The 22,547-nt window shown below is 69.1% G+C and carries 20 protein-coding genes and 1 pseudogene; 17 read left to right on the top strand and 4 right to left on the bottom strand.

Annotation, left to right across the window (positions count from 1 at the left end; translation table 11 throughout):
- The first annotated feature begins 83 nt into the window (after nt 1–83).
- The 4 genes and pseudogenes from BLT59_RS01775 (at nt 84) to BLT59_RS01760 (ending at nt 4,004) form a co-directional block, all read left to right on the top strand.
- The gene (locus tag BLT59_RS01775; RefSeq protein ID WP_091775622.1) at nt 84–992 is read left to right on the top strand and encodes a LysR family transcriptional regulator; all 909 of its coding nucleotides are present in this window, start codon (nt 84–86) and stop codon (nt 990–992) included.
- Nucleotides 993–1,311: 319 nt separating this feature from the next.
- Nucleotides 1,312–1,872 (top strand): annotated as a pseudogene (locus BLT59_RS01770) (ABC transporter substrate-binding protein); the annotation flags it as partial.
- A gap of 118 nt (nt 1,873–1,990) precedes the next feature.
- On the top strand, nt 1,991–2,671 hold the full coding sequence (locus BLT59_RS01765; RefSeq protein ID WP_091775619.1) for an aspartate/glutamate racemase family protein: 681 nt from the start codon (nt 1,991–1,993) through the stop codon (nt 2,669–2,671).
- Between the two features lie 13 nt (nt 2,672–2,684).
- Nucleotides 2,685–4,004 carry a dihydroorotase gene (locus tag BLT59_RS01760; protein ID WP_091775617.1) on the top strand — a complete coding sequence of 440 codons (1,320 nt, stop codon included), beginning with the start codon at nt 2,685–2,687 and terminating at the stop codon, nt 4,002–4,004.
- An 11-nt stretch (nt 4,005–4,015) separates the two neighbouring features.
- On the opposite strand, the gene BLT59_RS01755 is transcribed toward BLT59_RS01760, so the two are convergent.
- Nucleotides 4,016–5,299, bottom strand: a complete 1,284-nt coding sequence (locus BLT59_RS01755) for a hydantoinase/carbamoylase family amidase (protein ID WP_091775614.1) — start codon at nt 5,297–5,299, stop codon at nt 4,016–4,018.
- A gap of 291 nt (nt 5,300–5,590) precedes the next feature.
- On the opposite strand from BLT59_RS01755, the gene BLT59_RS01750 reads away from it, so the two are divergent.
- Nucleotides 5,591–6,607, top strand: coding sequence for an LLM class flavin-dependent oxidoreductase (locus BLT59_RS01750; protein WP_091775611.1), 1,017 nt, complete (start codon nt 5,591–5,593; stop codon nt 6,605–6,607).
- A 34-nt stretch (nt 6,608–6,641) separates the two neighbouring features.
- Here the strand turns inward: BLT59_RS01750 and BLT59_RS01745 are convergent, their stop codons facing one another.
- Complete coding sequence (locus BLT59_RS01745; RefSeq protein WP_091775608.1) at nt 6,642–8,048, bottom strand: aminotransferase-like domain-containing protein; 1,407 nt, start codon at nt 8,046–8,048, stop codon at nt 6,642–6,644.
- Between the two features lie 213 nt (nt 8,049–8,261).
- On the opposite strand from BLT59_RS01745, the gene BLT59_RS01740 reads away from it, so the two are divergent.
- The 11 genes from BLT59_RS01740 to hpxZ all read left to right on the top strand — a co-directional run bounded on the left by BLT59_RS01740 (nt 8,262) and on the right by hpxZ (nt 18,622).
- Nucleotides 8,262–8,681, top strand: coding sequence for a RidA family protein (locus BLT59_RS01740; RefSeq protein WP_091775606.1), 420 nt, complete (start codon nt 8,262–8,264; stop codon nt 8,679–8,681).
- Nucleotides 8,682–8,684: 3 nt separating this feature from the next.
- On the top strand, nt 8,685–9,515 hold the full coding sequence (locus BLT59_RS01735; protein WP_091775604.1) for a transporter substrate-binding domain-containing protein: 831 nt from the start codon (nt 8,685–8,687) through the stop codon (nt 9,513–9,515).
- Nucleotides 9,516–9,560: 45 nt separating this feature from the next.
- The gene (locus BLT59_RS01730) at nt 9,561–10,214 is read left to right on the top strand and encodes an amino acid ABC transporter permease (protein WP_091775601.1); all 654 of its coding nucleotides are present in this window, start codon (nt 9,561–9,563) and stop codon (nt 10,212–10,214) included.
- Nucleotides 10,211–10,867, top strand: coding sequence for an amino acid ABC transporter permease (locus tag BLT59_RS01725; RefSeq protein WP_091775598.1), 657 nt, complete (start codon nt 10,211–10,213; stop codon nt 10,865–10,867). Before BLT59_RS01730 ends, BLT59_RS01725 begins: the two co-directional genes overlap by 4 nt.
- The gene (locus BLT59_RS01720; RefSeq protein ID WP_091775595.1) at nt 10,860–11,627 is read left to right on the top strand and encodes an amino acid ABC transporter ATP-binding protein; all 768 of its coding nucleotides are present in this window, start codon (nt 10,860–10,862) and stop codon (nt 11,625–11,627) included. Before BLT59_RS01725 ends, BLT59_RS01720 begins: the two co-directional genes overlap by 8 nt.
- 379 nt (nt 11,628–12,006) lie before the next feature.
- Nucleotides 12,007–13,626 carry an ABC transporter substrate-binding protein gene (locus BLT59_RS01715; RefSeq protein ID WP_139173895.1) on the top strand — a complete coding sequence of 540 codons (1,620 nt, stop codon included), beginning with the start codon at nt 12,007–12,009 and terminating at the stop codon, nt 13,624–13,626.
- Nucleotides 13,627–13,630: 4 nt separating this feature from the next.
- On the top strand, nt 13,631–14,602 hold the full coding sequence (locus BLT59_RS01710) for an ABC transporter permease (RefSeq protein ID WP_043755366.1): 972 nt from the start codon (nt 13,631–13,633) through the stop codon (nt 14,600–14,602).
- Nucleotides 14,603–14,604: 2 nt separating this feature from the next.
- The gene (locus tag BLT59_RS01705; RefSeq protein WP_091775588.1) at nt 14,605–15,432 is read left to right on the top strand and encodes an ABC transporter permease; all 828 of its coding nucleotides are present in this window, start codon (nt 14,605–14,607) and stop codon (nt 15,430–15,432) included.
- A complete protein-coding gene (locus BLT59_RS01700) occupies nt 15,429–17,045 on the top strand; it encodes an ABC transporter ATP-binding protein (RefSeq protein ID WP_091775585.1) in 1,617 nt (538 codons plus the stop codon). Before BLT59_RS01705 ends, BLT59_RS01700 begins: the two co-directional genes overlap by 4 nt.
- Entirely contained in the window at nt 17,042–18,223 is a 1,182-nt protein-coding gene (locus BLT59_RS01695) for an amidase (RefSeq protein WP_091775582.1), read from the top strand. The genes BLT59_RS01700 and BLT59_RS01695 overlap by 4 nt, the downstream gene beginning before the upstream one ends.
- Nucleotides 18,224–18,622 carry an oxalurate catabolism protein HpxZ gene (gene hpxZ, locus BLT59_RS01690; protein ID WP_175543901.1) on the top strand — a complete coding sequence of 133 codons (399 nt, stop codon included), beginning with the start codon at nt 18,224–18,226 and terminating at the stop codon, nt 18,620–18,622. It abuts the gene before it with no gap.
- Between the two features lie 641 nt (nt 18,623–19,263).
- On the opposite strand, the gene BLT59_RS01685 is transcribed toward hpxZ, so the two are convergent.
- Together BLT59_RS01685 and BLT59_RS01680 are read right to left on the bottom strand one after the other, a co-directional pair.
- Entirely contained in the window at nt 19,264–20,745 is a 1,482-nt protein-coding gene (locus BLT59_RS01685; RefSeq protein ID WP_091775579.1) for a methyl-accepting chemotaxis protein, read from the bottom strand.
- A gap of 604 nt (nt 20,746–21,349) precedes the next feature.
- Nucleotides 21,350–22,105, bottom strand: a complete 756-nt coding sequence (locus BLT59_RS01680; RefSeq protein ID WP_091775577.1) for a DUF72 domain-containing protein — start codon at nt 22,103–22,105, stop codon at nt 21,350–21,352.
- Nucleotides 22,106–22,171: 66 nt separating this feature from the next.
- Here BLT59_RS01680 and BLT59_RS01675 point away from each other — a divergent pair, with 66 nt between their 5' ends.
- Nucleotides 22,172–22,534, top strand: coding sequence for a DUF4186 domain-containing protein (locus BLT59_RS01675; RefSeq protein ID WP_091775574.1), 363 nt, complete (start codon nt 22,172–22,174; stop codon nt 22,532–22,534).
- The last annotated feature ends 13 nt before the right edge of the window (nt 22,535–22,547 follow it).

Here is a 22,547-nt window from a genome sequence, read left to right as displayed (position 1 = left end):
CAACGTGCGGTCTCTTGACGTGGGAGGCAAATTCATAATTTTTGCCGTTTCATTCCTCCGGGTAGTGAGTCGCAGGATTTGGAATGACACCGAGCCGGCTCCGCCAGTTGGAAGCGTTCCGCGCGGTCATGCAGAGCGGCTCGGTCAGCCGGGCGGCGCAGCGGATGTATCTCTCGCAACCGGCGGTCACGAAGCTGCTGCGTGGCCTGGAGGACGAGACCGGCCTCCCGCTGTTCGACCGCTCCCGGCGTCACCTTCAGCCCACGCCGGAAGCCGTGAAGCTGGAGGGCGCCGTCGCGACCCTGTTCGCAGCCGCCGATCGCCTGGATCGCACCATCGACGATATGCGCGGTATCGGGAGCGGCGAATTACGCGTCGCCGCCATGCCGCTCATGGGCCTGTCGCTCATCCCGCGACTTCTGGCCAAATTCGCCCGGGAGGTGCAGCCGGTGCGGATCTCGCTCGTTGTGGCAAGCTCGCGCGAGGTCCATGACTTGGTGCAGGCCGGCAACGCCGACCTCGGTTTCGCCCTGCCGGTCGGTCGGAGCGCGCTCGTCGCAGCACCACCGATCGAACTCCCCGGATTGGTGGTCCTGCCGCTCCGGCATCGTCTGGCGCGCAACAAGATCGTTCCGCTTACCGAGCTCCACGACGAGCCCTACATCTCACTCGGTCGACAGTATCGCCTCCGCGATCAGGTCGACGAACTCTTCACCGTGAACGGAGTCACGCCCCGCCTCGTCGCCGAGACCCAGAACGCCGCCGCCGCGTGCGCCATGGTCGCCGCGGGTCTTGGCTTCACCGTCGCGGAGGCCGTGACCGTGAAGGGGCTCGGTGCGCAGGTCGTTGCGCGCAGCCTCCGGCCGACGGTGACCTACTCGGTCACGGTCCTGGGCAGCCCAGGACACCCGCTCTCCACCGCCGCTCTGGCTTTTCTCAAGCTGGTCCGCAGTGAGGTTGCCAATAAATCCTCTGTTCTTGGCGGCCGCTGATCTGGTCAGGCTTGAGGTCTTTCAGGTCGGATCGGCCCATCCCTTGTCTTAATCAACCGGGATGTGTCGGCTTTAGGCATGCGGATCCTGGCGGTGATGGCCGTTCGCGACGAAGCGGATGGCCATGGTGGCGTCCCATCCCTATCGGCAAACGTTGGACCGGCGGGCGGCCGTCTCATTGCGAAGGTTAAAAGCTGATCAGCGGCGCTCAAGCACGAGCCGGCCCCATTCCTGCAAGCAGCGGCATGCCGGGCGTCTCGAAGGTTCCCGGCTTGCCGGTGTGCGACGCGCCTGACCGGCGCTGAGCGGGAGGTTTCGGATAAAGCGACGCACGCTGTTGCAGGGAGCCGGCGCCTTCGTCGCCAGCGCCGTTGCAGCGCCGGCCCTTGTCCGCGCGGAGGCGGTCACGAGCCTGCGCTTCATCCCGCAGCAGGATCTGGTCACGCTCGATCCGGTGACGACCTTCGCGTACATCACCCGCAACCACGGCTACATGGTCTTCGACACGCTCTACAGCATGGACGCGGCCTATCGCGCCACGCCGCAGATGGTCGAGGGCCACCGGGTCGAGGCGGACGGGCGCCGCTGGGACCTGACCCTGCGCGAGGGCCTGCGCTTCCACGACGGGACGCCGGTGCTGGCCCGCGACTGCGTCGCCTCCCTGCGGCGCTGGGCCAAGCGCGACCCGTTCGGCGGCTCCCTCATGGAGATCACCGACGAACTGTCGGCGCCCGATGACCGGGCGATCCGGTTCCGCCTCAGGCGTCCGTTCCCGCTCCTGCCGATCGCGCTGGGCAAGGCGTCCGTCCCGGTCTGCGCCATGATGCCGGAGCGCCTCGCCGTCACCGACCCGTTCCAGCAGGTGCCGGAGCCTCTCGGCCGGATCGGCGGCCGTGCGGCCCGGGTTTCGCTTGGCCCCATCCGCGGTCACGATCAGTCGGTCGACGTCTCGGCTCCGGAGTCGGTCCGGATCGACCCGCGTTCAGAGGGAAGGCGCCGTGCAGCCTCGCGACACCACCGCCCCCGCGCGCATCCTCGTCATCAACCCGAACGCGTCCCGGGCGGTGACGGCCGCCATCGACGCCGCCCTGGCGCCGCTGCGCCTGCCGGGCGGCCCCACCCTCGCGGTGACCGACCTGCCGGAGGGCCCGGAGAGTATCGCGACCCAGCAGGACGCCGATTCGGTGGTGATGCCGCTCGTCCGGCGCGTGGCGGACGATCCGTCCGACGCCTTCGTCATCGCCTGCTTCAGCGATCCGGGCCTGCACGCGGTCCGGGAGGCGGCAAGCGGTCGCCCGGTGATGGGCATCGCCGAGTGGGGGATCCTGCGGGCCCTGACGCTCGGCGAGCGCTTCGGCATCGTGGCCCTGTCGGAGGGCAGCGTCCGGCGCCAGCGCCGCATGGTGCGCCAGATGGGCCTCCGGGATCGCTATGCCGGAAGCCGGCCGGTGGAGGCGCGGGCCTCCGAGACCGCGGACGCCGCGATGGGCCCGCGCCTGATCGCGGCCGGTCGGACCCTGGTCGAGCGCGACGGCGCCGACGTGGTCGTGCTCGGCTGCGCCGGCATGGCGCTCCACCGGGCCGCCGTGGAGGCCGCGATCGGGTGCCCGGTCATCGAGCCCTGCCAGCAGGCGGCCGCCGGGGCCCTCGGGGCCGTGCTGCTCCGGGCGGCCCCGTGAGAAGGAATTGGCCATGCATTTCGACCTCCTGATCCGCGGCGGCACCTGCGTGACGCCCTGGGGCTCCGAGACCGTGGATGTCGGGATCCGCGACGGGCGCATCGCGGCGCTTGGGGTCCCGGCCGGCGCGACCGCGGAGGCGGTGATCGACGCCGCAGGCCTGCACGTCCTGCCCGGACTGATCGACAGCCACGTCCACCTGCGCGATCCCGGCGACCCGGCGGTGGAGACGATCGAGACCGGCACGCGGGCCGCAATCCTCGGCGGGATCGCCACGCTGTTCGACATGCCCAACACCGTCCCGCCGATCGCCGAGGCCGGGCGCCTCGCCTGGAAGCGCGACTACGTCGTGGGCCGCAGCTGGTGCGACATCGGCCTCTACGTGGCCGGGACCAAGACCAACATCGACGCCCTCGCCGCCCTGGAGCGCGAGGCGGGGGTCTGCGCCGTCAAGGTCTTCGCCGGCAGCTCCACGGCGGCGCTGATGATCGAGGACGACGCGCATCTCGAGCGGGCGATGCGCGCCGGCCACCGGCGCATGGCCTTCCACAGCGAGGACGAGTACCGGCTCCAGGCGCGCAAGCCGCTGTTCAGCCGGGGACAGCCCTACCGGACCCACATGGAGTGGCGCGACCCGGAATGCGCCTTCCTGGGCACGCGGCGCCTCATGGCCCTCGCCCGCAAGACTGGCCGGGCGACCCATATCCTCCACGTCTCGACCGCCGAGGAACTCGCCTACCTGCGCGACTTCCGCGACGTCGCCACCGTCGAGGTGCTGGTCAATCACCTGACCCAGGTGGCGCCCGAGTGCTACGACACGCTGGGCGGTCTCGGCGTGATGAACCCGCCGATCCGCGACGAGCGCCACCGGGCGGCCGCCTGGGCGGCCCTGCGTGACGGCACCGTCGACACGGTCGGCAGCGACCACGCGCCCCACGCGCGGGCGGCCAAGGCGCAGCCCTGGCCGGACTGTCCGGCCGGCCTCACCGGGGTCCAGACCCTGGTGCCGGTGATGCTCGACCACGTCGCGGCGAGGCGGCTGTCACTGGCCCGCCTTGTCGACCTGATGGCGGCCGGTCCGGCCCGGGTCTACGGGCTCCTCGGCAAGGGCCGCATCGCCGCCGGCTACGACGCGGACTTCACCCTGGTGGACCTGAAGGCCCGCCGCAGGATCGAGGAGTCCTGGATCGTGTCGCCCTGCGGCTGGACGCCCTTCGCGGGCGTCGACGTCACCGGCTGGCCCGTCGCCACGATCGTGCGCGGGATCCCCGTCATGCGCGACGACGCGGTGCTGGGCGAGCCCGTCGGCCGCCTCGCGCGCTTCGCCGCCTGACGGAGCGCCCGTCAGGCGGCGCAGGTCTCCGCCACGAGCCACGCGGTGAGGATCGCCACGGCGTCGAGCAGGTCGTCGATCGCCATGGCCTCGCGGGGATTGTGGCTGCCGTTGGCGTTGCGCACGAACAGCATCGCCATCGGCACGCCGGCCTTCGCGAAGGCGGCGGCGTCGTGGGAGGCCGGGCTGCCGAGGGGCCGGGTCGCGATGCCGAGCGCGTCCGCGGCCGCCGCGAGCCCGTCGCGGATCCGGGGCGAGACCGCGCCGGCGCCCGCCTCGGCGCGGGAGCCCAGCGTCACCGTCACGCCGCGGCGCGCCGACACCTCCGCCACCGCCGCCAGGAACGCCGCCTCGAGCTCGGCCAGCACCTCGGCCGCGTAGGCCCGCATGTCGAGGCTGAACCGGAATTCGCCCGGGACCGTCGTCAGGCCGTGCGCCGCGGCGTCTGTGTGGAACCGGCCGAAGGTCACGGCCATCGGGCAGCCGGCCGCCTCGCGCGCCGCCCAGACCCGGTCCAGCGCCAGGGCGATCTCGGCCCCGGCCATCGCCGCGTCGCGCCGGAAGCACCGCGGCGTCCCGACATGGTCGTAGCGGCCGGCGATGCGGACGTCGGGATAGCGGACGTTGCCGGGGATCCCGGTGCACAACCCGACCGGGATCCCGGCCTCCTCGAGGCTCGGCGCCTGCTCGATATGCACCTCCAGGAAGGCGTGGATCGCGGCGTCGCGGGCGGCCGGGCCGCGGCGCAGCGCGTCCGGGTCGCCGCCCTCCCGGGCGATATGGGCGGCGAGGCTGAGGCCGCTGTCGATCCGGGCGGCGTCGAGCGCGCCGTCCGGCAGGGCTCCGAGGGCGGCACGGCTTCCGATATAGGAAACCTGAAACCACACGCTCTCCTCGGCGCGGATGCCCATCACGGTGATGTCCCGCTCCGGCTCCAGGCCGAGCTGGCGGATGGCCGCGACGGCAGCGAGCCCGGCCACCACGCCGGCGGCGCCGTCGAAGTTGCCGCCCTGGGCCACAGTGTCGAGGTGGGAGCCGATCAGGATCGGCGGAAGAGTCCGGTCCCGCCCCGGCAGCGTCATCGCGGTGTTGGCGGCGGCGTCCCGGCCGATCGCGAGGCCGAGATCCGCGGCGCAGCGCGCCACCACCGCGTGCGCCTCGGTTTCCTCCGGACTGTAGGAGGGCCGCGTGAACCCGGGGTCCGTCCGGCCGCACCGGGCCAGCTCCGTGAACAGGGCCTCGACCCGGCCGTGCTGCGCGCGCACGGCTGCCTCGATAGCGGCCACGCTGTCCATCGCTACGTCTCCCCGGGCGGGAGCCGGAATGGACCCGCCAGTGCCGCTCTGCCACTTTCGTGCCGGCCTATTGGCTGCCCCAAGGTAGCGCGGCAGCCGGAACACCGCGCCCCGCCCGGAGACTGAGTCTGCCGGACCGCCGGTCGCGCGGCCACCTTGCGCCCCGGGGATGTCGCGGTCGGGGGCTTGCCGAGCCGTGCGCGGGTCAGGCCCGCGGCCTGGGATTGTTGCTCGACCGAACCGTGGCGGCTATCGCCCATCCGGCCAGACGAGAGGGCAGGGGGTCCGCAGATGAAGAAGATCGGGTTCCTGTCCTTCGGACACTGGTCGCCTGCCGGGCGGTCGGAAACACGGACCGCAGCCGACACCCTCCTGCAGTCGATCGACCTCGCGGTCGCCGCGGAGGAACTCGGGGCGGACGGCGCCTATTTCCGGGTTCATCATTTTGCGCGCCAGCTCGCCGCGCCCTTTCCGCTTCTCGCGGCAGTAGGCGCCCGGACGAAGCGCATCGAGATCGGCACCGGCGTCATCGACATGCGCTACGAGAACCCGTTCTATATGGTCGAAGACGCCGGCTCGGCGGACCTCATTTCGGGTGGGCGCCTGCAGCTCGGTATCAGCCGCGGTTCACCCGAGCAGGTCATCGACGGCTGGCGTCATTTTGGTTTCGCCCCGGCCGAGGGCGAAACGGATGCCGACATGGGTCGGCGCCACGCCGAGGTCCTCCTCGACCTGCTACAGGGGAGGGGATTCGCCCAGCCCAACCCGCGGCCGATGTTCGCCAACCCGCCGGGGCTGCTGCGCCTCGAGCCGCATTCCGAAGGCCTCCGGGATCGGATCTGGTGGGGATCGGCCTCCGACGCGACCGCCGTCTGGGCGGCACGACAGGGCATGAACCTGCAAAGCTCCACCCTCAAGGCAGACGAGACCGGCGAGCCGTTCCACGTCCAGCAGGCCAAGCAGATCCGCCGCTATCGGGAGGCCTGGACGGAGGCAGGACACACCCGCGCGCCGCGGGTCTCCGTCTCGCGATCGATCTTCGCGCTCGTCAACGACCGCGACCATGCCTATTTCGGGCGCGGCGCGAGCAGCGACCAAGTCGGTATCATCGACAACATGCGGGCGGTGTTCGGCCGCTCCTACGCTGCGGAGCCGGAGCGGCTGATCGATGAGCTCAGGGGCGACGAGGCGATCGCTGAGGCCGACACCGTACTGTTGACGGTCCCGAACCAGTTGGGCGTCGCCTACAATACTCACCTCATCGAGAGCATCCTCAAGCACGTGGCTCCAGCCCTCGGCTGGAGATGACCAGCCCGTAGATGGGAACGCTCGATGCTTGTCCTCACACCGCGGCCCTGAATCGAACCGTGGACGGTGCACCTGCCTCGAGCAAACCTGCCAACTTCTCCAGTGCCGCGCGAAGCGCCTCTTGATCGGGCGCTGCGTTGACGCAGACTCGGACGGTATCGCTTTGGTGCAACGAAGACACCTCGAACAGGCTGATCGGCGTAACTCCCACCCCTGCCTCCTCCGCGGCCCGCGTATAAGCTTCCGCTGACCAGCCGTTCCCCAATTTCAGGCAGAAATAGTACGCGTTCGCTTGGGTGAGGACGGCTTGCCTTGGCAGGAGGCCAGCAACGAGGGCCTGCCGTGCTTGCGTTTCCGCACGCATCGCGGCGACGATTTGATCGATCTGCTGCGCCTCCAAAAGGCGCGTCGCCCATTCCGCGTTGAACGGCGATGCCATCAGCGTGGTCGCACGCAGCGCGATCCCGAAAGCATAGACCAGATGCCGGGGCACGCGCAGGAAGCCGACGCGCAATCCCGGGCCCGCAAGCTTCGACAAGCTTGAGATGTGCACGACCCGGTCTGGCGCTGATGCAGCCAGCGGTTTCAGGATTGGGTCCGGCAGGAAGCCGTAGACATCGTCCTCGACGATCAGGACGTCGTGGCATGCACAGACTTCGGCCACCTCCCGCCGCCGCTCATCCGACATCGTGGCGGTGGTCGGGTTGTGTAGCGTCGGCGTGCAGACGAGGACCTTCGCCCCGGTTCGGCGGCAGACCACGTCGAGGTATTCGGGCACGATGCCTTCGCGGTCCATGCGGACCCCGACCAGCGAGCGACCCAGCATGCCGGCCGCGGATTTCAGGCCGTAGAAGCTCAGCTCTTCGGCCAGGACGACATCGCCCGGATGCGTCAGCGCCATAAGGGAGAGCAGCAGGCCGTGCTGGCCGCCGCAGGTGACCAGCACCTCGTCGGCCTCGGCCTCGATCCCGAAGCGACCGAGCCATCGCGCGGCGATGGCCCGATGCCTGTGAAGACCGACGTCGACCTGGCTCGCGAGCAGGGCTCCGAGATCGACGGCGCCGTCGAGTTCGGGGCGGATCAGCGCCAGCGCAGGGTGATGCATCGCATGCGCCGGGAAGTTGTGCGACAGGTCGATAAAGGTCTGACGTGGGACCGGCTCCCGAAGTGACGGTGGCCCGTCCGGATCTTGCACGTGGTTGAGGAAGGTGCCGCGGCCGACCTCGCCTCTGACAAGGCCCAGCCGCTGCATCTCGGCATAGGCCCGGCTGACCGTCCCGATATTGAGCGACAGCCACGCGGCCAAGTCGCGCTGCGGCGGCAGCCGATCGCCTGGCCGCAGGGCGCCGGTCCGCAGCGCGATCTCGACCGCGCCGACGATGGCCAAATAGCGGGCGCCGGCCGTCCGCTCGACGGCATGGGTCCATTCGGGTCGACTCATCCTTGCACCGATTGTCCCACACATTGTCTCGGTCCGACCGGATCTGCGACCGAAATTCGAGCGCCATGCCGCCGATATCCGCGAGCCAGGTCCGACAATGTCGCCTAGCTTGATCATGACAATACGGCCCGGAACCTGGGTCTGGGACATCACGCGGGTCAAGCCTGCGGAACGGAGATCGCGGTGCCGAAGACACAATCAGCCCCGTCTGCCATGCTGTTCCACATGGTCTCCGGCGGGCCGCAGCCGGTGGCTCCCTTCAGCCACGCGGTCGAGGCCGACGGCTTCGTCTTCGTCACGGGGCAGATGCCGGACACGCCGGCCAATCCCGGCATCCTGCCGGACGGCATCGAGGCGCAGACCCGCAACGTGATGGCCAACCTCGAAACGGTCCTGGCCGGGCTCGGCCTGGGATTGGAGCACGTGATCGTCGCGCGCGCCTTCCTGACGGAGTTCAAGCGCGACTACGCGGCGTTCAACGCCACGTACAAGTCCTTCTTCCCGCAGGACCGCCTGCCGGCGCGAACCTGCGTGGGCACGACGGGGCTCGCCTACGACGCCCTGGTCGAGATCGACCTGATCGCCCGTCGGGGCGATGCGCCATCCCTTCCGTCGAGCGCGCAAAAGGACTGAGCCATGGCTTCCGTTCGGGACAGGATCATCGGCATCGCCGTCGCGGCGACGCTGAACTTGAGCTTCGGGGCGTCACCGTCCTCTGCGGCGAGCCTCGACGAGATCAAGACCAGGGGGGCCATGGTCGTCGCGACCGAGGACAGCTACAAGCCGTTCGAGTACGTCGAGAACGGCAAGCCGATGGGCCTCGACCACGACCTCCTCGCGCTGCTGCGCAAGGAAGCGCCGTTCAAGATCGACCAGCAGATCATACCCTGGACGGGGCTTCTGGCCGGCGTCGCGACCGGGAAGTACGACGTGGCCCTGACGGCGGCCGTCATCACCCCCGATCGCGTCCAGAGCCTCGCCTTCACGATGCCGATCGCCGAGGCGACGCAATACTACGTGGTCCGCGCTGACGAGACCCGGATCAAGGGCGTCCCCGACTTGGCCGGCAAGACGGTCGGCGTGCAGTCCGGCGGCGCGTCCTACGCGGCCCTGGCCGATCTCGAACCCACGCTCGCGAAGACCGGCGGCAAGCTCGGCAAGGTGGTGCAGTACACCTCGCTGCCTGAGGCTTACCAGGACCTCGCCAATGGCCGGCTCGACTACGTGATCAATGGCGTCGTCAACCTCGTCAGCCTGACGAAGGACCAGCCGAAGCGCTTCAGGATGGGCGAGGCTGTCGGCGCGCCAACCTATGCGGCCTGGGCCGTCGCCAAGGGGAACGACAGCCTCCTGGCCTACCTCGACCAGTTCATGGCGAAGGTGCGGGCGAGCGGAGAACTCTATGCCCTGCAGGAGAAGTGGCTCGGCCGCGCCTTCAAGGACCTGCCGTCCGCACCGACCAAGTAGCCTGGGAGCACGGGACGATAGGGCCGGACGCGGAGAGTGACGGCCATGACGTGGCCAGCGATACGCACCATCCTCGACGGCGCGGTGGTCACCGCTGCGCTCGCCGCGGTCAGTATTGTGTTCAGCCTGCCCCTGGGTCTGCTGCTCGCGCTCCTGCGCGCGGGCCGCATCCCCGTGGTCACGGGCCTTCTCGCCGCTTTCGTCAGCCTCGTCCGGGCGACGCCGTTCGTGACGCTCGTCCTGTTCGTCTTCTTCATCCTGCCGGCGGCCGGATTGGAGCTTGAACCGGTTCCAGCCGCCATCGTGGCGCTCACGCTGAATACGGCGGCGTTCAGCAGCGAGATCTGGCGCTCGGCGCTGCTGACGTTTCCCCGGGATCAACTTGAGGCGGCCACCGCCTTCGGTATGTCGAAGCGAGCGACCTTCATCCGCATCGTCTTCCCTCAGATCTGGCGAGCCAATCTCGGGCCCCTGGTCAGCGAGGTCACGATCCTCCTGAAGTGCACCCCGGCCGTTGCAGTCATCGGGGTGGTGGAGATCACCCGCGCGGCCGGCCGGGTCGGCGCAGAGACCTACGAGCCGCTGCCTCCCTTCCTCGTCGCGACGCTCATCTACACCGCGCTGATCGCAACGCTCGTGCGTGGCCAGCGCGTCGTCGAGCGCAGGATCGCCCGGCGCTTCGGATTGGTGCGCCCGTGAACGGACTTCTGGTCGTCTGGGAGAGCCGGGACGTCTTCCTGTGGGGGGCGGCCAACACCCTGTCGCTTGTGCTGGGCTGCCTCCTGCTCAGCATCCCGGTCGGCATCCTCGGCGCCGTCGTCCTCACGGAGGCGCCGGCTCCGCTGCGCCGCCTGTTCGGTGAGGTCGTCGATCTCCTGCGGTGCGTGCCGTTCCTGCTGCTCGCCTACGTCGTCTACTACGGCCTGCCCGAGCTCGGCCTCAGACTCGATCCTTGGTGGGCCGGACTGATGTCGCTCACGGTCTACACGACGGCCTACCTCGCGGAGATCTTCCGGGCGGCGTTCCTTGCGGTTGCTCCGGACAACATCGAGGCGGCGCACGCCTTCGGCCTGTCCCGCAGCCTGATCTACCGGCGCATCATCCTGCCCCAGGTCGCCATCACCGCTGCCCCGGTGATCGGGAACCAGGTGATCACGACCATCCGGGACAGCGCGCTCCTCATGATCATCACGGTGCAGGAACTGACCTTCGCGGCGAACTTCGTCAGTGCCAACCATTTCACGCCGTTCGCGCCGTTCGCCGCGGCGGTCGGCCTCTACCTGCTCATGTCGTTCGTGGTCGAGGCGGGCGTGCGCCGCATGGAGCGGGTGAGGAAGGTACGCTATGGCTGAGACCGACGCCGCGATCTCGGTGCGGGGTTTGTGCAAGGATTTCGATGGGTTCGAGGTCCTGCGTGACATCGATCTCGACCTCGCGCCCGGCACGACGACCTGCATCCTGGGGCCGAGCGGCTCGGGCAAGTCGACCTTCCTGCGCTGTCTCAACTGGCTTGAGCAGCCGAGCGCGGGCTCCATCCGCATCGATGGCAAGCCCATCGGCCGGAGCGGGGATGGCAGGGCCGCGAAGCCGATGGCACGGCGCGAACTGGCGGCCACGCGAACCAGCATCGCCATGGTGTTCCAGCACTTCGCACTCTGGCCGCATCTGACCGTGCTCGGCAACGTGACCGAGGCGCCAGTCCAGGTCCTCGGCCGTCCCAAGCGAGAGGCTGAGGAGGAGGGCCGCGCGATCCTGGCGCGCGTCGGCCTCACCGAGAAGGCCGACGTCTACCCGCACACGCTGTCCGGCGGCCAAAAGCAGCGCGTCGCCATCAGTCGCGCGCTCGCCATGAGGCCGAAGGTCATCCTCTTCGATGAGCCGACCAGCGCCCTCGATCCCGAGATGGTCGGAGAGGTGCTTTGCGTCATTCGCGAGCTTGCGCGAGAGGGGCTGACCATGGTGGTCGTAACCCATGAGATGAGCTTCGCTCGTGAGGTCGCCGACACAATCGTCTTCATGGACGGGGGGCGCATCCGAGAGGTTGCTGCGCCGACGGACTTCTTCACCAATCCGCAGTCCGACCGAGCCAGGCGGTTCATCTTTCGAAATTGATCGACGCCGTGGGCTCTCGCGGCCCGGTGCCCTCTTCAGCAAGCGCCGCCGCACAGATGTTTGTGTTCGCGGAAATTGGATGGAAACATCCTCAAAAGACAAGCATCCGGTCTCGCCTGCTCGCCGCGGCAATCTTCGATGGAGAGGCTTGAGGCGCGGATGAGAAGGCAAGTCGCCGAAAAGTCCTGCACAGAACAGCCGGTTCCACTCCCGCGCTCCGGGCCAGACAAAGTTGCGTGCTCGACGCCTCACGGTCACCCGGGCATGACCACGTTCTGGATGAGGGGCCTCAACCGATAGTTGTGAAGATGTTGTCAGCTTCCTCGCCTGAGTGGCATGCGCCTTGCTGCGCGATGAGAAGCTTCAGGAGTTTCTTGGCTTGTCCCGCACGTCCAACGTGACCGATCTCTCCCGCCGCACAATTCTGGCGCTTCCCCTCGGCCTCGCAGCGGCGGCGAGCGGCGCGCGCGCCGCCGAGCCGAAACGCGGGGGGACGATGGTGATGATCGTCCATCCGGAGCCCTCGACCCTGGCGCATTACGCGGTGTCGGCGGGCAACATCCCGCCGATCGCCACGCAGGTCTACGAGGGGCTGTGCACCTACGACTGGGACCAGAACCCGCAGCCGAACCTCGCAAAGTCGTGGGAGGTCGCGCCCGACGGCAAGACCATCACGTTCAAGCTTCAGGACGGCGTGACCTTCCACAACGGCAAGCCGTTCACCAGCGCCGACGTGCAGTACTCCTTCATGGAGATCCTTAAGAAGTACAATCCGATCGCGCCGGTCATGCTCGCGGAACTGGTCGCCGTCGACACGCCGGATCCGATGACCGCAATCCTGCGGCTGGCCAATCCGGCGCCCTACATCATGAAGGCGCTCTCCGGGCGCGACCTTCCGATCCTGTGCCGCTCGGTCTTCGAGGGTACGGACGTCCTCCAGAACCCCAGTGCCAACAAGCCGATCGGGACCGGCCCCTTCAAGTTCGTGAGCTGGGAGCGGGGCCAGTCTGTGCGCCTGGACCGCAACGAAAACTACTGGAAGCCGGGCCTGCCGTATCTCAACCGGATCGTCGCCCGGTTCATCCCGGATGCGGCCACGCGCTCGGCGGCGATGGAGGCGGGCGAGGCACATTTCGCCGGCTACAGCGCGGTGAACTACGCCGACCTCGAACGGATGAAGACCAACCCGATCCTCGATCTCACGACCAAGGGCTACGAGATGACGCCCGCCCAGAGCGTCCTCGAGCTGAACGGCCGTCACCCGCATCTCCAGAAAAAGGAGGTGCGCCAGGCAATCGCCTACGCCATCGACCGCAAGGTCATCCTCAAGGACGTGATGTTCGGCTACGGCCTGCCCGCCACCGGTCCGCTCAGCCGCAAGTTCAAGACCGCCGGCCTCTACACCGACGACGTGCGCCAGTACGACGTGCCGGACCGGCTGGACATCGCCAACCGGCTGCTCGACGAGGCCGGCGCCCCGCGCGGCGCGGATGGGACCCGCTTCGCCCTTCACCTGGAGGTGAATTCCTTCGGCGAGCAGTGGCTGCGGCAGGCCGAGTACCTGAAACAGGCACTTGCCATTGTCGGCATCGCCGTGACGCTGCGCTCGGAAGACACCGCGACCTGGCTGCGGCGCGTCTACACGAACTACGACTACGACCTGAACGAGCCGTTCCTCAGCCAGGGCGTCGACCCGGTCTACGGGCTCAACAAGCAGTTCCTGACCAGCCAGATCCGCAAGGGCGTGACTTTCGTCAACGACACCTTCTACAGCAATCCCGAGGTCGACCGCATGCTCGGCGAGGGTGCGCACGAGCCGGATGCGGAGAAGCGCGCCGCGCTCTACAAGAAAGTCCAGCAGATCCTGGCGGAGGACAGCCCGATGATCTGGCTCATCGACGTGCAGTACGTCAGCGTCTTCAACCGCCGCCTCAAGGACCACACGACCGGCCCCCTCGGAACCCAGCAAGCCTTCGAGCGGGCCTGGATGGACAAGTAGTCCCGTGCGGCTCGCGCGTTTCCTCGGTTACCGGCTGCTGCTGGCAATCCCGGTGGTGCTCGGCATCGTCGTGCTCAACTTCTTCCTGATCCACCTCGCGCCCGGCGACGCGGCCTCCGTGCTGGCCGGCGAGAGCGGGGCGGCCAGCCCCGAATACATGGAGCAGCTGCGCCACAAGTTCGGCCTCGACCAGCCGCTTGCCACGCAGTTCGGCGTCTACCTGCTCAACATGCTCCACCTCGATCTCGGCTACTCGTTCCGCAACGACAGCCCGGTTGGGAGCCTGATCGTCGACCGGCTCTGGCCCACCGGGCTGCTGATGCTGACCGCCTTCGCGGCCGCGTTGCTGATCGGCACGCTCCTCGGCCTCGTGGCCGCGACCGGGCGCAATTCCTGGCGCGACGCGGTCATCTCCCTCGTCAGCCTCGTGGCCTACGCGACCCCGGGCTTCTGGCTCGGACTGATGATGATCGTGGTCTTCGCCATCCGCCTCGGCTGGCTGCCCACCAGCGGCTACGACACGGTCGGCGCCGACAACGAGGGCTGGGATGAGGTCTGGGACGTCGGTCGCCACCTCGTGATGCCGGCGGTCGCGCTCGCGCTGTTCTACCTCGCGGTCTACGCCCGGGTGATGCGCGCCTCCGTGCTGGAGCAGGTCGGCATGGACTACGTCACCACCGCCCGCGCCAAGGGCCAGACCGAGGCGCGGGTGATGACCGGGCACGTCCTGCGCAACGCGCTGCTGCCGGTGGTTACCATGGCGGGCGTGCAGGCCGGCAACCTGATCGGCGGCTCCATCGTGGTCGAGACGGTGTTCGGCTGGCCGGGGGTCGGCACGCTGGCCTTCAACGCGCTCCAGTCGCGCGACCTCAACCTGCTCCTCGGCATCTTCTTCGTCTCGGCCTGCCTCGTGGTGGTGATCAATCTCGCCGTGGACCTCGTCTACGTCTGCCTCGATCCGCGGCTGGAGCTCTAGCGATGCGCACGGCTCTGGCGCGGTTCGCGCGCAACCGCCTCGCGCTCGCGGGGGCTGCGGTGCTCCTCGGGCTGGTCGCCCTCGTGGTGCTCACGCCGCTCCTCTATCCGGGCGATCCGTTCCGGCTCGTCGGCCCCGCCCTCCAGCCGCCGGGCGGCCGGTTTCTGCTGGGCACCGACACGCTGGGCCGGGACGTGGCCGCCGAGATCGCCTACGGCGCCCGCACCTCCCTGATCATCGGCCTCAGCGCGACCGGGGCGGCGATCCTGCTCGGGACCCTGATCGGCGGGCTGGCCGGCTACTACCGGGGCGGTGTCGAGGTCGCGCTGATGCGGCTCACGGAGTTCTTCCAGACCATCCCCGCCTTCGTGCTGGCCATCCTGATCGTGGCGATCCTCTCGCCGTCGCTCTTCAGCGAGGTCGTGGCCATCGTCGCCGTCTCCTGGCCCGGCATCGCCCGGCTCGTGCGCGGGGAGTTCGTGGCGCTCGGCGGCCGCGAGTTCGTGCTGGCTTGCGACGGCCTCGGGGCGGGCGACGCCCGCATCGTCTTCCGCCACATGCTGCCGAACTGCACCTCGGCGATCATCGCGGTCGGCACGCTCCTGATCGGCACGGCGATCCTGATCGAGGCAGGGCTCGCCTTCCTCGGCCTCGGCGATCCCAACGTGATGAGCTGGGGCCTGATCATCAGCTCGGGCCGCGCGGTCCTCCGGTCGGCCTGGTGGATCTGCACATTCCCCGGGCTGGCGATCCTGCTGACCGTCCTCGCCATCAACCTCGTCGGGGACGGCCTGAACGAGGTCCTGAATCCGAGGCTCCGAGAGCGATGAGCGACGCCGTCCTCGAGATCGAGAAGCTGACGATCACGCTCCCACCCGGTGCGGATCGGCCGAACGCCGTCACCGATCTGCATCTCGTCCTGCGGCCCGGCGCGGTCACCTGCCTGATCGGCGAGAGCGGATCGGGCAAGTCGATGGTGGCGCGCGCGATCCTCGGACTGCTCCCGGGGCCGCGGGTGCGCGTCGCGGGCGGCCGCATCCAGTTCGAGGGCGCGGATCTCGCGGCGATCCCGCCGCGTCAGATGCGCGGCGTCCGGGGCGCGCGCATCGCGATGATCTTCCAGGAGCCCATGACGGCGCTGAACCCGCTCCACACGATCGGGCGGCAGATCGACGAGGTCCTGCGCATCCACACGACGCTCGGGCGCGCGGACCGCCGGGCGCGCATCCTCGCGCTGCTGGCGAGCGTCCACCTTCCGGACCCGGCCCGGCTGCTGCGCTCCTACCCGCACCAGCTCTCGGGCGGCCAGCGCCAGCGCGCGATGATCGCCATGGCGCTGGCGCTGAACCCGCGGCTGCTCATCGCCGACGAGCCGACCACGGCGCTCGACGTCACCACGCAGGCGCAGATCCTCTCTCTGATCCGCGACCTGCAGCGCGAGCACGGCACGAGCGTCCTGTTCATCACCCACGATTTCGGCGTCGTGGCGGACATCGCCGACACGGTCGCGGTTTTGCAGAAGGGCGTCCTGGTCGAGCAGGGGCCCGCAGCCGCGGTCCTCGGGGCGCCGAAGCATCCCTACACGCGCGCGCTCATCGCCGCCGTGCCGAAGCTCGCGCCTCCGCCGCGCCGGGCCGCCAGCACCGCCCCCCTGGTGGTGGAGGCCAAGCAGGTCGAGAAGACCTACGGCGCCCGCGGCCTGTTCGGCGGCCGCGTCACCCGAGCCCTCGACGGCGTGGACGTCGTGCTGCGGCGGGGCGAGACCCTGGGCCTCGTCGGCGAGAGCGGCTCGGGCAAGAGCACGCTGGCGCGGGCGATCACCCGGCTGATGCCCGTCGATGGCGGGGAGATCCTGCTTGCCGGCCACAGCGTCGCCGAACTGAGCCGCCGCCAGATGCGCCCGCACCGCCGGCGCGTGCAGATGGTGTTCCAGGATCCCTACGGCTCCCTCGATCCGCGCCAGCGCGTGGTCGACATCGTCGCCGAGGGGCCGATCATCCACGGCACCGAACCCGGGATCGCGCGCGTTCAGGCGTGCGAGATGCTGGCGCTGGTCGGCCTGGATCCCGCGGCGGCGCAGCGCTACCCGCACGAGTTCAGCGGCGGCCAGCGCCAGCGCATCGGCATCGCCCGGGCGCTCGCCATGAAGCCCGAAATCCTGGTGGCCGACGAGCCGGTCTCGGCCCTGGACGTCTCGGTGCAGGCGCAGGTCCTGGCGCTGCTCGCCGACATCAAGGCGCGGCTCCACCTCAGCATGCTGTTCGTGACCCACGACCTCCGGGTCGCACTGCAGGTCTGCGACCGGATCGCGGTGATGCGGTCCGGTCAGGTGGTCGAGGTCGCGCCGACATCCGAGATCTTTTTCGCGCCGAAGCACCCCTACACCAAGGCACTGTTCGCCGCCGTGCCCGGCGCCCAATGGCAGGACCCGATCCCCGCATGACCACCGCGCAGCCCCTCTCGACGGACCCGTTCCTGCCCGGGCCGCGCGTCCGCGTCGCGGGATCCGCGACGGGGCCGCTCGCCGGCCTCGCCTTTGCCGTGAAGGACCTGATCGACGTCGCGGACACCCCCACGGGGGGCGGCAACCCGGATTGGCCGCGCGTCTACCCGACGCCGACCCGCCATGCCGGCGTGGTGCAGACGCTGCTTGATGCGGGCGCCTCGGTGGTCGGCAAGACGGTGACCGACGAGGTCTCCCTGGGGATCCTCGGCGAGAACGCCCACGACGGCACGCCGCTCAATCCCGCGGCGCCCGATCGGGTGCCCGGCGGCTCGTCCAGCGGATCGGCCTCCGCGGTGGCCGCTGGCGCCTGCGACTTCGCCCTGGGCACGGATACCGGCGGCTCCGTGCGCGTGCCGGCGAGCTTCTGCGGCCTCTACGGCATCCGGCCGACGCACGGCCAGATCGACTTTTCCGGGATCTGCGCCCAGGCGCCGAGTTCGGACACCTGCGGCTGGTTCGCCCGGGACGCGCGCACCTTCGCGCAGGTCGGCGAGGTCCTGCTCGGCCAAGGGATGCCGGACCGTCTGCCGCGCACACTGCTCGTGGCCGCCGACGCGCTCGGCTTCGCCGACGCCGCCGTGCAGGAGGCGCTGGCTCCGCTGATCGACCGCTTGGCCACCTTGATCGGCAATCGCCGCGACGTGACGATGGCGCCGCAGGGCCTGTCCGTCTGGCAGCGGGCGCAGCGCGTTCTGCAGAGCAGCGAGGCGTGGCAGACCTTCGAGCCCTGGCTCGATGCCTGCAATCCACGAATGGCCTTCTCGGTCGCCCGGTCGCTGATGCAGGGCTCGATGATGGCCGATGCCGAGCGCAGCGCCGCGAGCCTGATGCGGATCGAGGCGAGGGCCCGCCTCGCGCGGCTCCTGCCCCCCGGCACGATCCTGTGCCTCCCGACCACACCGTTCCCGGCGCCCCTGCGCGGGCTGCCGCTCGGCGCGCTGCATCCCCTGCGCGAGCGCATCGCCTGCCTGACGAGCCACGGTGGGCTCACCGGCGTCCCGCAGGTCAATCTGCCGGGCGCACGGGTCGACGGCGCTCCGGTGGGCCTGTCGGTCATCGGTGCGCGCGGGACCGACCTCGATCTGATCCGCATCGCGGTCGCCCTGGAGGGTTGAATGGACGTGACTTTGAACCGCCCCGAGGTCGTGGCCGAGATTACCGCCCTGTTCGAGCGCTACGAGCGGGCGCTCGTCGAGAAGGATGTCGCTGTCCTCGACGCGACCTTCTGGGACAGTCCGCACACGATTCGCTACGCCCTGGGCGAGAATTGCTACGGCTTCGCCGAGGTCCACGCCGCCCGCGTGGCGGCCGATCCGCCGCCGGGCGGTACCAAGGAGGCTCGGATCCGGCTGGAGATCCTGACGATCGGGACCGACGTCGCAACCGTCAATCTGGAGTTCAAGCCGCGCGGCAAGCCCGGCATCGGGCGCCAGAGCCAGACCTGGATGCGCTTGCCCGACCTCGGTTGGAAGGTGGTGTCAGCTCACGTGTCGATCATGCCGGTTGCAGGCTAATTTACAGATGCGCAGGTAGATCACCGCCTCGCTGGGGTGCCGGGAAAACCATCATCGGACGGTGCTTCGAAGACACGTGACGATCGCCTGGGCCCGACGGCCTCCAAGGGGAGGCGGTTGATGCCTCGCTGCAAAACGCTGCGCGCGCTAGAAACGCGTTTTGAATGGACGCCCGGCAGCGGTTCTATGTCGGCTTAAGTTGAATACCTGATGCGTCCTCGTTCGAAGGCGGACGGACGGCGGTTGGTCGGATCCGACTGGAGCTGTTGCCGTTCAGTCTGAGCCGGACGGGGTTAGTGTGGTGGCCGGTGCTGTGATGCGATGGTTTTCGGATCACGGAGGAGCACCACGGCTGCTCTGGCCCGCAAGTCTCCCCAGCCGGCCACATGACGCCCGATCGCGGCGACCGCGGCACCGAACGCATCCGCCGCGGTGTCGGCCGCTGCCTCTGACGGGCCGACGCGGTCGCGATGCCGCTCATGCCGGAGGCCGTTGCCTGCAACTCGGTCGCCGCGCCGCCACGGAACCGCGCACGGCAACGACGGAGATGAGACCCCCATCCCACGTTACGCGGTCGGGAACGCGCGCAGGAGCGCGTCCACCGCCCCTCTGCTCGGGTCAGGATGACAGGTGGACGGCCGTCAGGCCGCCATGCTGCGCGAGGCGTCGCGGACGAGACGTGCCGAGGCATCCACCTCCCGGGTCGAGGTGGCGATCAGGCCGACGCTGCGGCTGATCTCGCCAACCGCACCCGTCATGGCCTGCATGTTGGCCGACATCTCCTGCGCCACCGCGGCTTGCTGCTCGACGGCGGTGGAGATGGCGGACGAGATCTCGTTGACCTCGCCGATGGTCTCGCCGATGCCCGAGATGGCGATGGCCGCCCGGTTCGCGGCGTCCTGCGTCTCGGCGATCTGGCCACCGATGCTCTGCGTTGCCTTGGCGGTCTGCGCGGCAAGTTCCTTCACCTCGGCCGCCACGACGGCGAAGCCCTTGCCGGCCTCGCCGGCGCGGGCGGCCTCAATGCTCGCGTTGAGCGCCAGGAGGTTGGTCTGCGACGCGATGCCGGAGATCGTCCCGACCACGTCGCCGATGCGCTGGGCCGCCGAGGCGAGCCCGGCCACCACGGTCGAGGTAGCGTTCGCCTGCTCCACGGCGCGCCCGGTGACCTGCAGGGCGCGGTTGACCTGCCGGCCGATCTCACCGACCGACGAGGCAAGCTCCTCGGCGCCGGCGGCGACGCCCTGGGTGTTGCCCGACGCCTGCTCGGCGGCGCTCGCCGCGCCGACGGCCTGCTGCGAGGCTCGCGAGATCGACGTGGCGATGCCGTCGAGATCGCGGTCGATGCCGCGGTGCAGTTCGGCTCGTCGCAGCCGCTCCGCGACGGCCTCGGTGACGTCGGTGGCGAACTTGACGACCTTGACGAGGCGGTCGGCGGCGTCGCGGACGGGGTTGTAGGTGGCCTGGATCCAGACCTCGCGCCCGCCCTTGCCGATGCGCTTGTACTCGGCCTGCTGGAACTCGCCCCGACGCAGTCCGTCCCAGAAGGCGCGGTAGGCCTCGCCTTCCCGCTCGGCCGCGTCCACGAACATCGAGTGGTGCTTGCCCCGCACCTCGTCGAGGCCGTAGCCGACGACCGCGAGGAAGTTGGCGTTGGCGGTGATGACCGTGCCGTCGAGGTGGAACTCGATGATGCCCTGGGAACGGTCGAGGGCGTCGAGCTTGCCCTCGTTGTCAGCGTTGCGCAGCTTCTGCGCGGTGATGTCGGTGGCGCACTTGAACACGCCGTAGGGCTTGCCGTTGCGCCCGACGAGCGGGTTGTAGCTCGCCTGGATCCAGACCTCGCGCCCGCCCTTGCCGATGCGCTTGTACTCGGCGACCTGGTGTTCACCTCGGCGCAGCGCCGCCCAGAACCGCCGATAGGCCTCGCCCTCGCGCTCGGCAGGGTCGACGAACATGGAGTGATGCTGCCCCTGGATCTCCTCCAGGCCGTAGCCGACGGCGGTCAGGAAATTGGCGTTGGCCGTCACCACCTTGCCGTCGAGGTCGAACTCGATCAGCGCCTGCGAGGCGTCAAGTGCCTGCAGCTTTGAGTTGAGCTTGACGTTAGTAGGCAACAGCATTGTCTTCCCCTCGCGCGACGGGCTGACCGCCGTCGAGGGAAACAAACTATCCGGGCCGACTTGCCGTGAATTCATCCGGATCCGCGAAAATCTGCGGTATCTCACGATTTTTAGATCGAATTTTCTGTCATTCCCGCGCCCATGGTGATGGGCTGAAAGCCTTTGGTACATTTCCTGTCATGCCGAAGGTTGCCGGATATTCGGCGCCGCCTCTGCGTGGCCGGGATCCAGTCCAGTGGCATTGCATGCGATCCTGGCGCGCACCCGACTTCGTGCCGTCGGTCGGCCGTGATCGAGGGGGCCTTTTACTCCGAGCAGGCGGCCAATCGTCGGCCGCCGGGACAGAGGCGCCAGGACAGAGCGACTGCGCAGCGATGCACCCACGCGCGACCCGATCGACGGCACCGGGCGCGAGCCCGGACAGAGCCAATCATTGTCCGGATCGAGGAAGGCTGCCCTGCACCACGCCCTGCACGAACGTGCCCACTCCGCTCGACCTCACGGGACACCCCGCACAGCCGCTTTCCGCCATCGCGCGGGCGCTGCCCCGGAATTCATGAACGAAGCCGGATGATTTCTGATCGGCCGTTGCTCCGCCTGGAATTCAGGGCGTGCAGGGGCTGCTCGACGTTATAAGCGCAAGGGTGTCCAGAGCATTGCCGGTGGCTGCAAACTCTGCGGTGTTGTCAAAGATGCACCAGGCGCGGCCTCCTTGAGCCGCCTGCTGGTGCAGGTGCGCGGCCATCTGGCTGAGAACGGGCGCTTCATACGCCGAGTGGTACATGCGTGGGGAGCCGTGGAGCCGATAATAGACCAGGTTCGTCCACCCACCCGGGGTGTCGGCGCCACGAGCCGGCGCGGGGTCGGCGGCGACGCGGGCGATCGCAAGTCCGGAGAGGAGTTTGTCAACGTCCTCGGCAAGCCAGGTGGCGTGGCGCGGTTCACAGACGATATCGCCTGGAAAGCGCCGCCTGAAGGCCACCAGGAAAGGCTCGGCGGATGTCCGGTCGAAAGCCAGGCTCGGCGGGAGCTGAAGCAACACCGGCCCGAGTTTCGGCCCCAGGCCCGCCACCTCCCATGAAAAGCGCGCCAGGAGTTCGTCCGCGCCGGTCAGGCGCTGCTCATGCGTAATCGCCCGGGGCACCTTCACGGCGAAGCGGAACCCGTCCGGCACCGCCGCGGCCCACTTCTCGTAGGTCGAGACCCGATGGGGCCGATAGAAGGACGTGTTGATTTCAACTGCTGAGAAACGCTGCGCGTACCGCTCCAAATGGCTGCCGGCCTCCGGGAAGTGAGGCGCATAGGCCTTCGGCAGGCTCCAGCCGGCGGTTCCGACAGCAATGGGGTCCGGTCTCAGCATGGGATACCATAAGGCGTCGAAGCCGTGCCGGGCAGAGGGGCGGCGGGTGATCGGGTCCCTGTGTGCATGCGAGCGCTTGACGAGGTCTTTCATCGTCTCCCGCAATCCGCATTTCGGCGGCGGTTTCGCCTCGCGGCCGCCGACCAAGCCTATTTGCGGGAGAAGGGCCTCCCGATCGTTCTGGAGCATGCACGGGACTTCGTGAGCCGACGCCTTGCGCCGGCCGAGCCCAGGAACGAAGGCAAGCAGACGCCCTTTCGCGGACACCCGGTCTTCACGGCACAGCATGCGACCGCAACCTGCTGCCGCGGCTGTCTGGCCAAGTGGTACGCCATCCCTGCGGGGCGGGACCTGACCGCCTCCGAGCAGGCACATGCGGTCGCCGCCATCGCACGCTGGCTGCGCTCTCAGAACGTCGAGGGCGCGTAACGCAGCCACCAGA

Source organism: Methylobacterium sp. UNC378MF (assembly GCF_900103195.1).
Lineage (GTDB): Bacteria > Pseudomonadota > Alphaproteobacteria > Rhizobiales > Beijerinckiaceae > Methylobacterium.
This window is presented reverse-complemented; position numbering and strand designations above follow the sequence as displayed.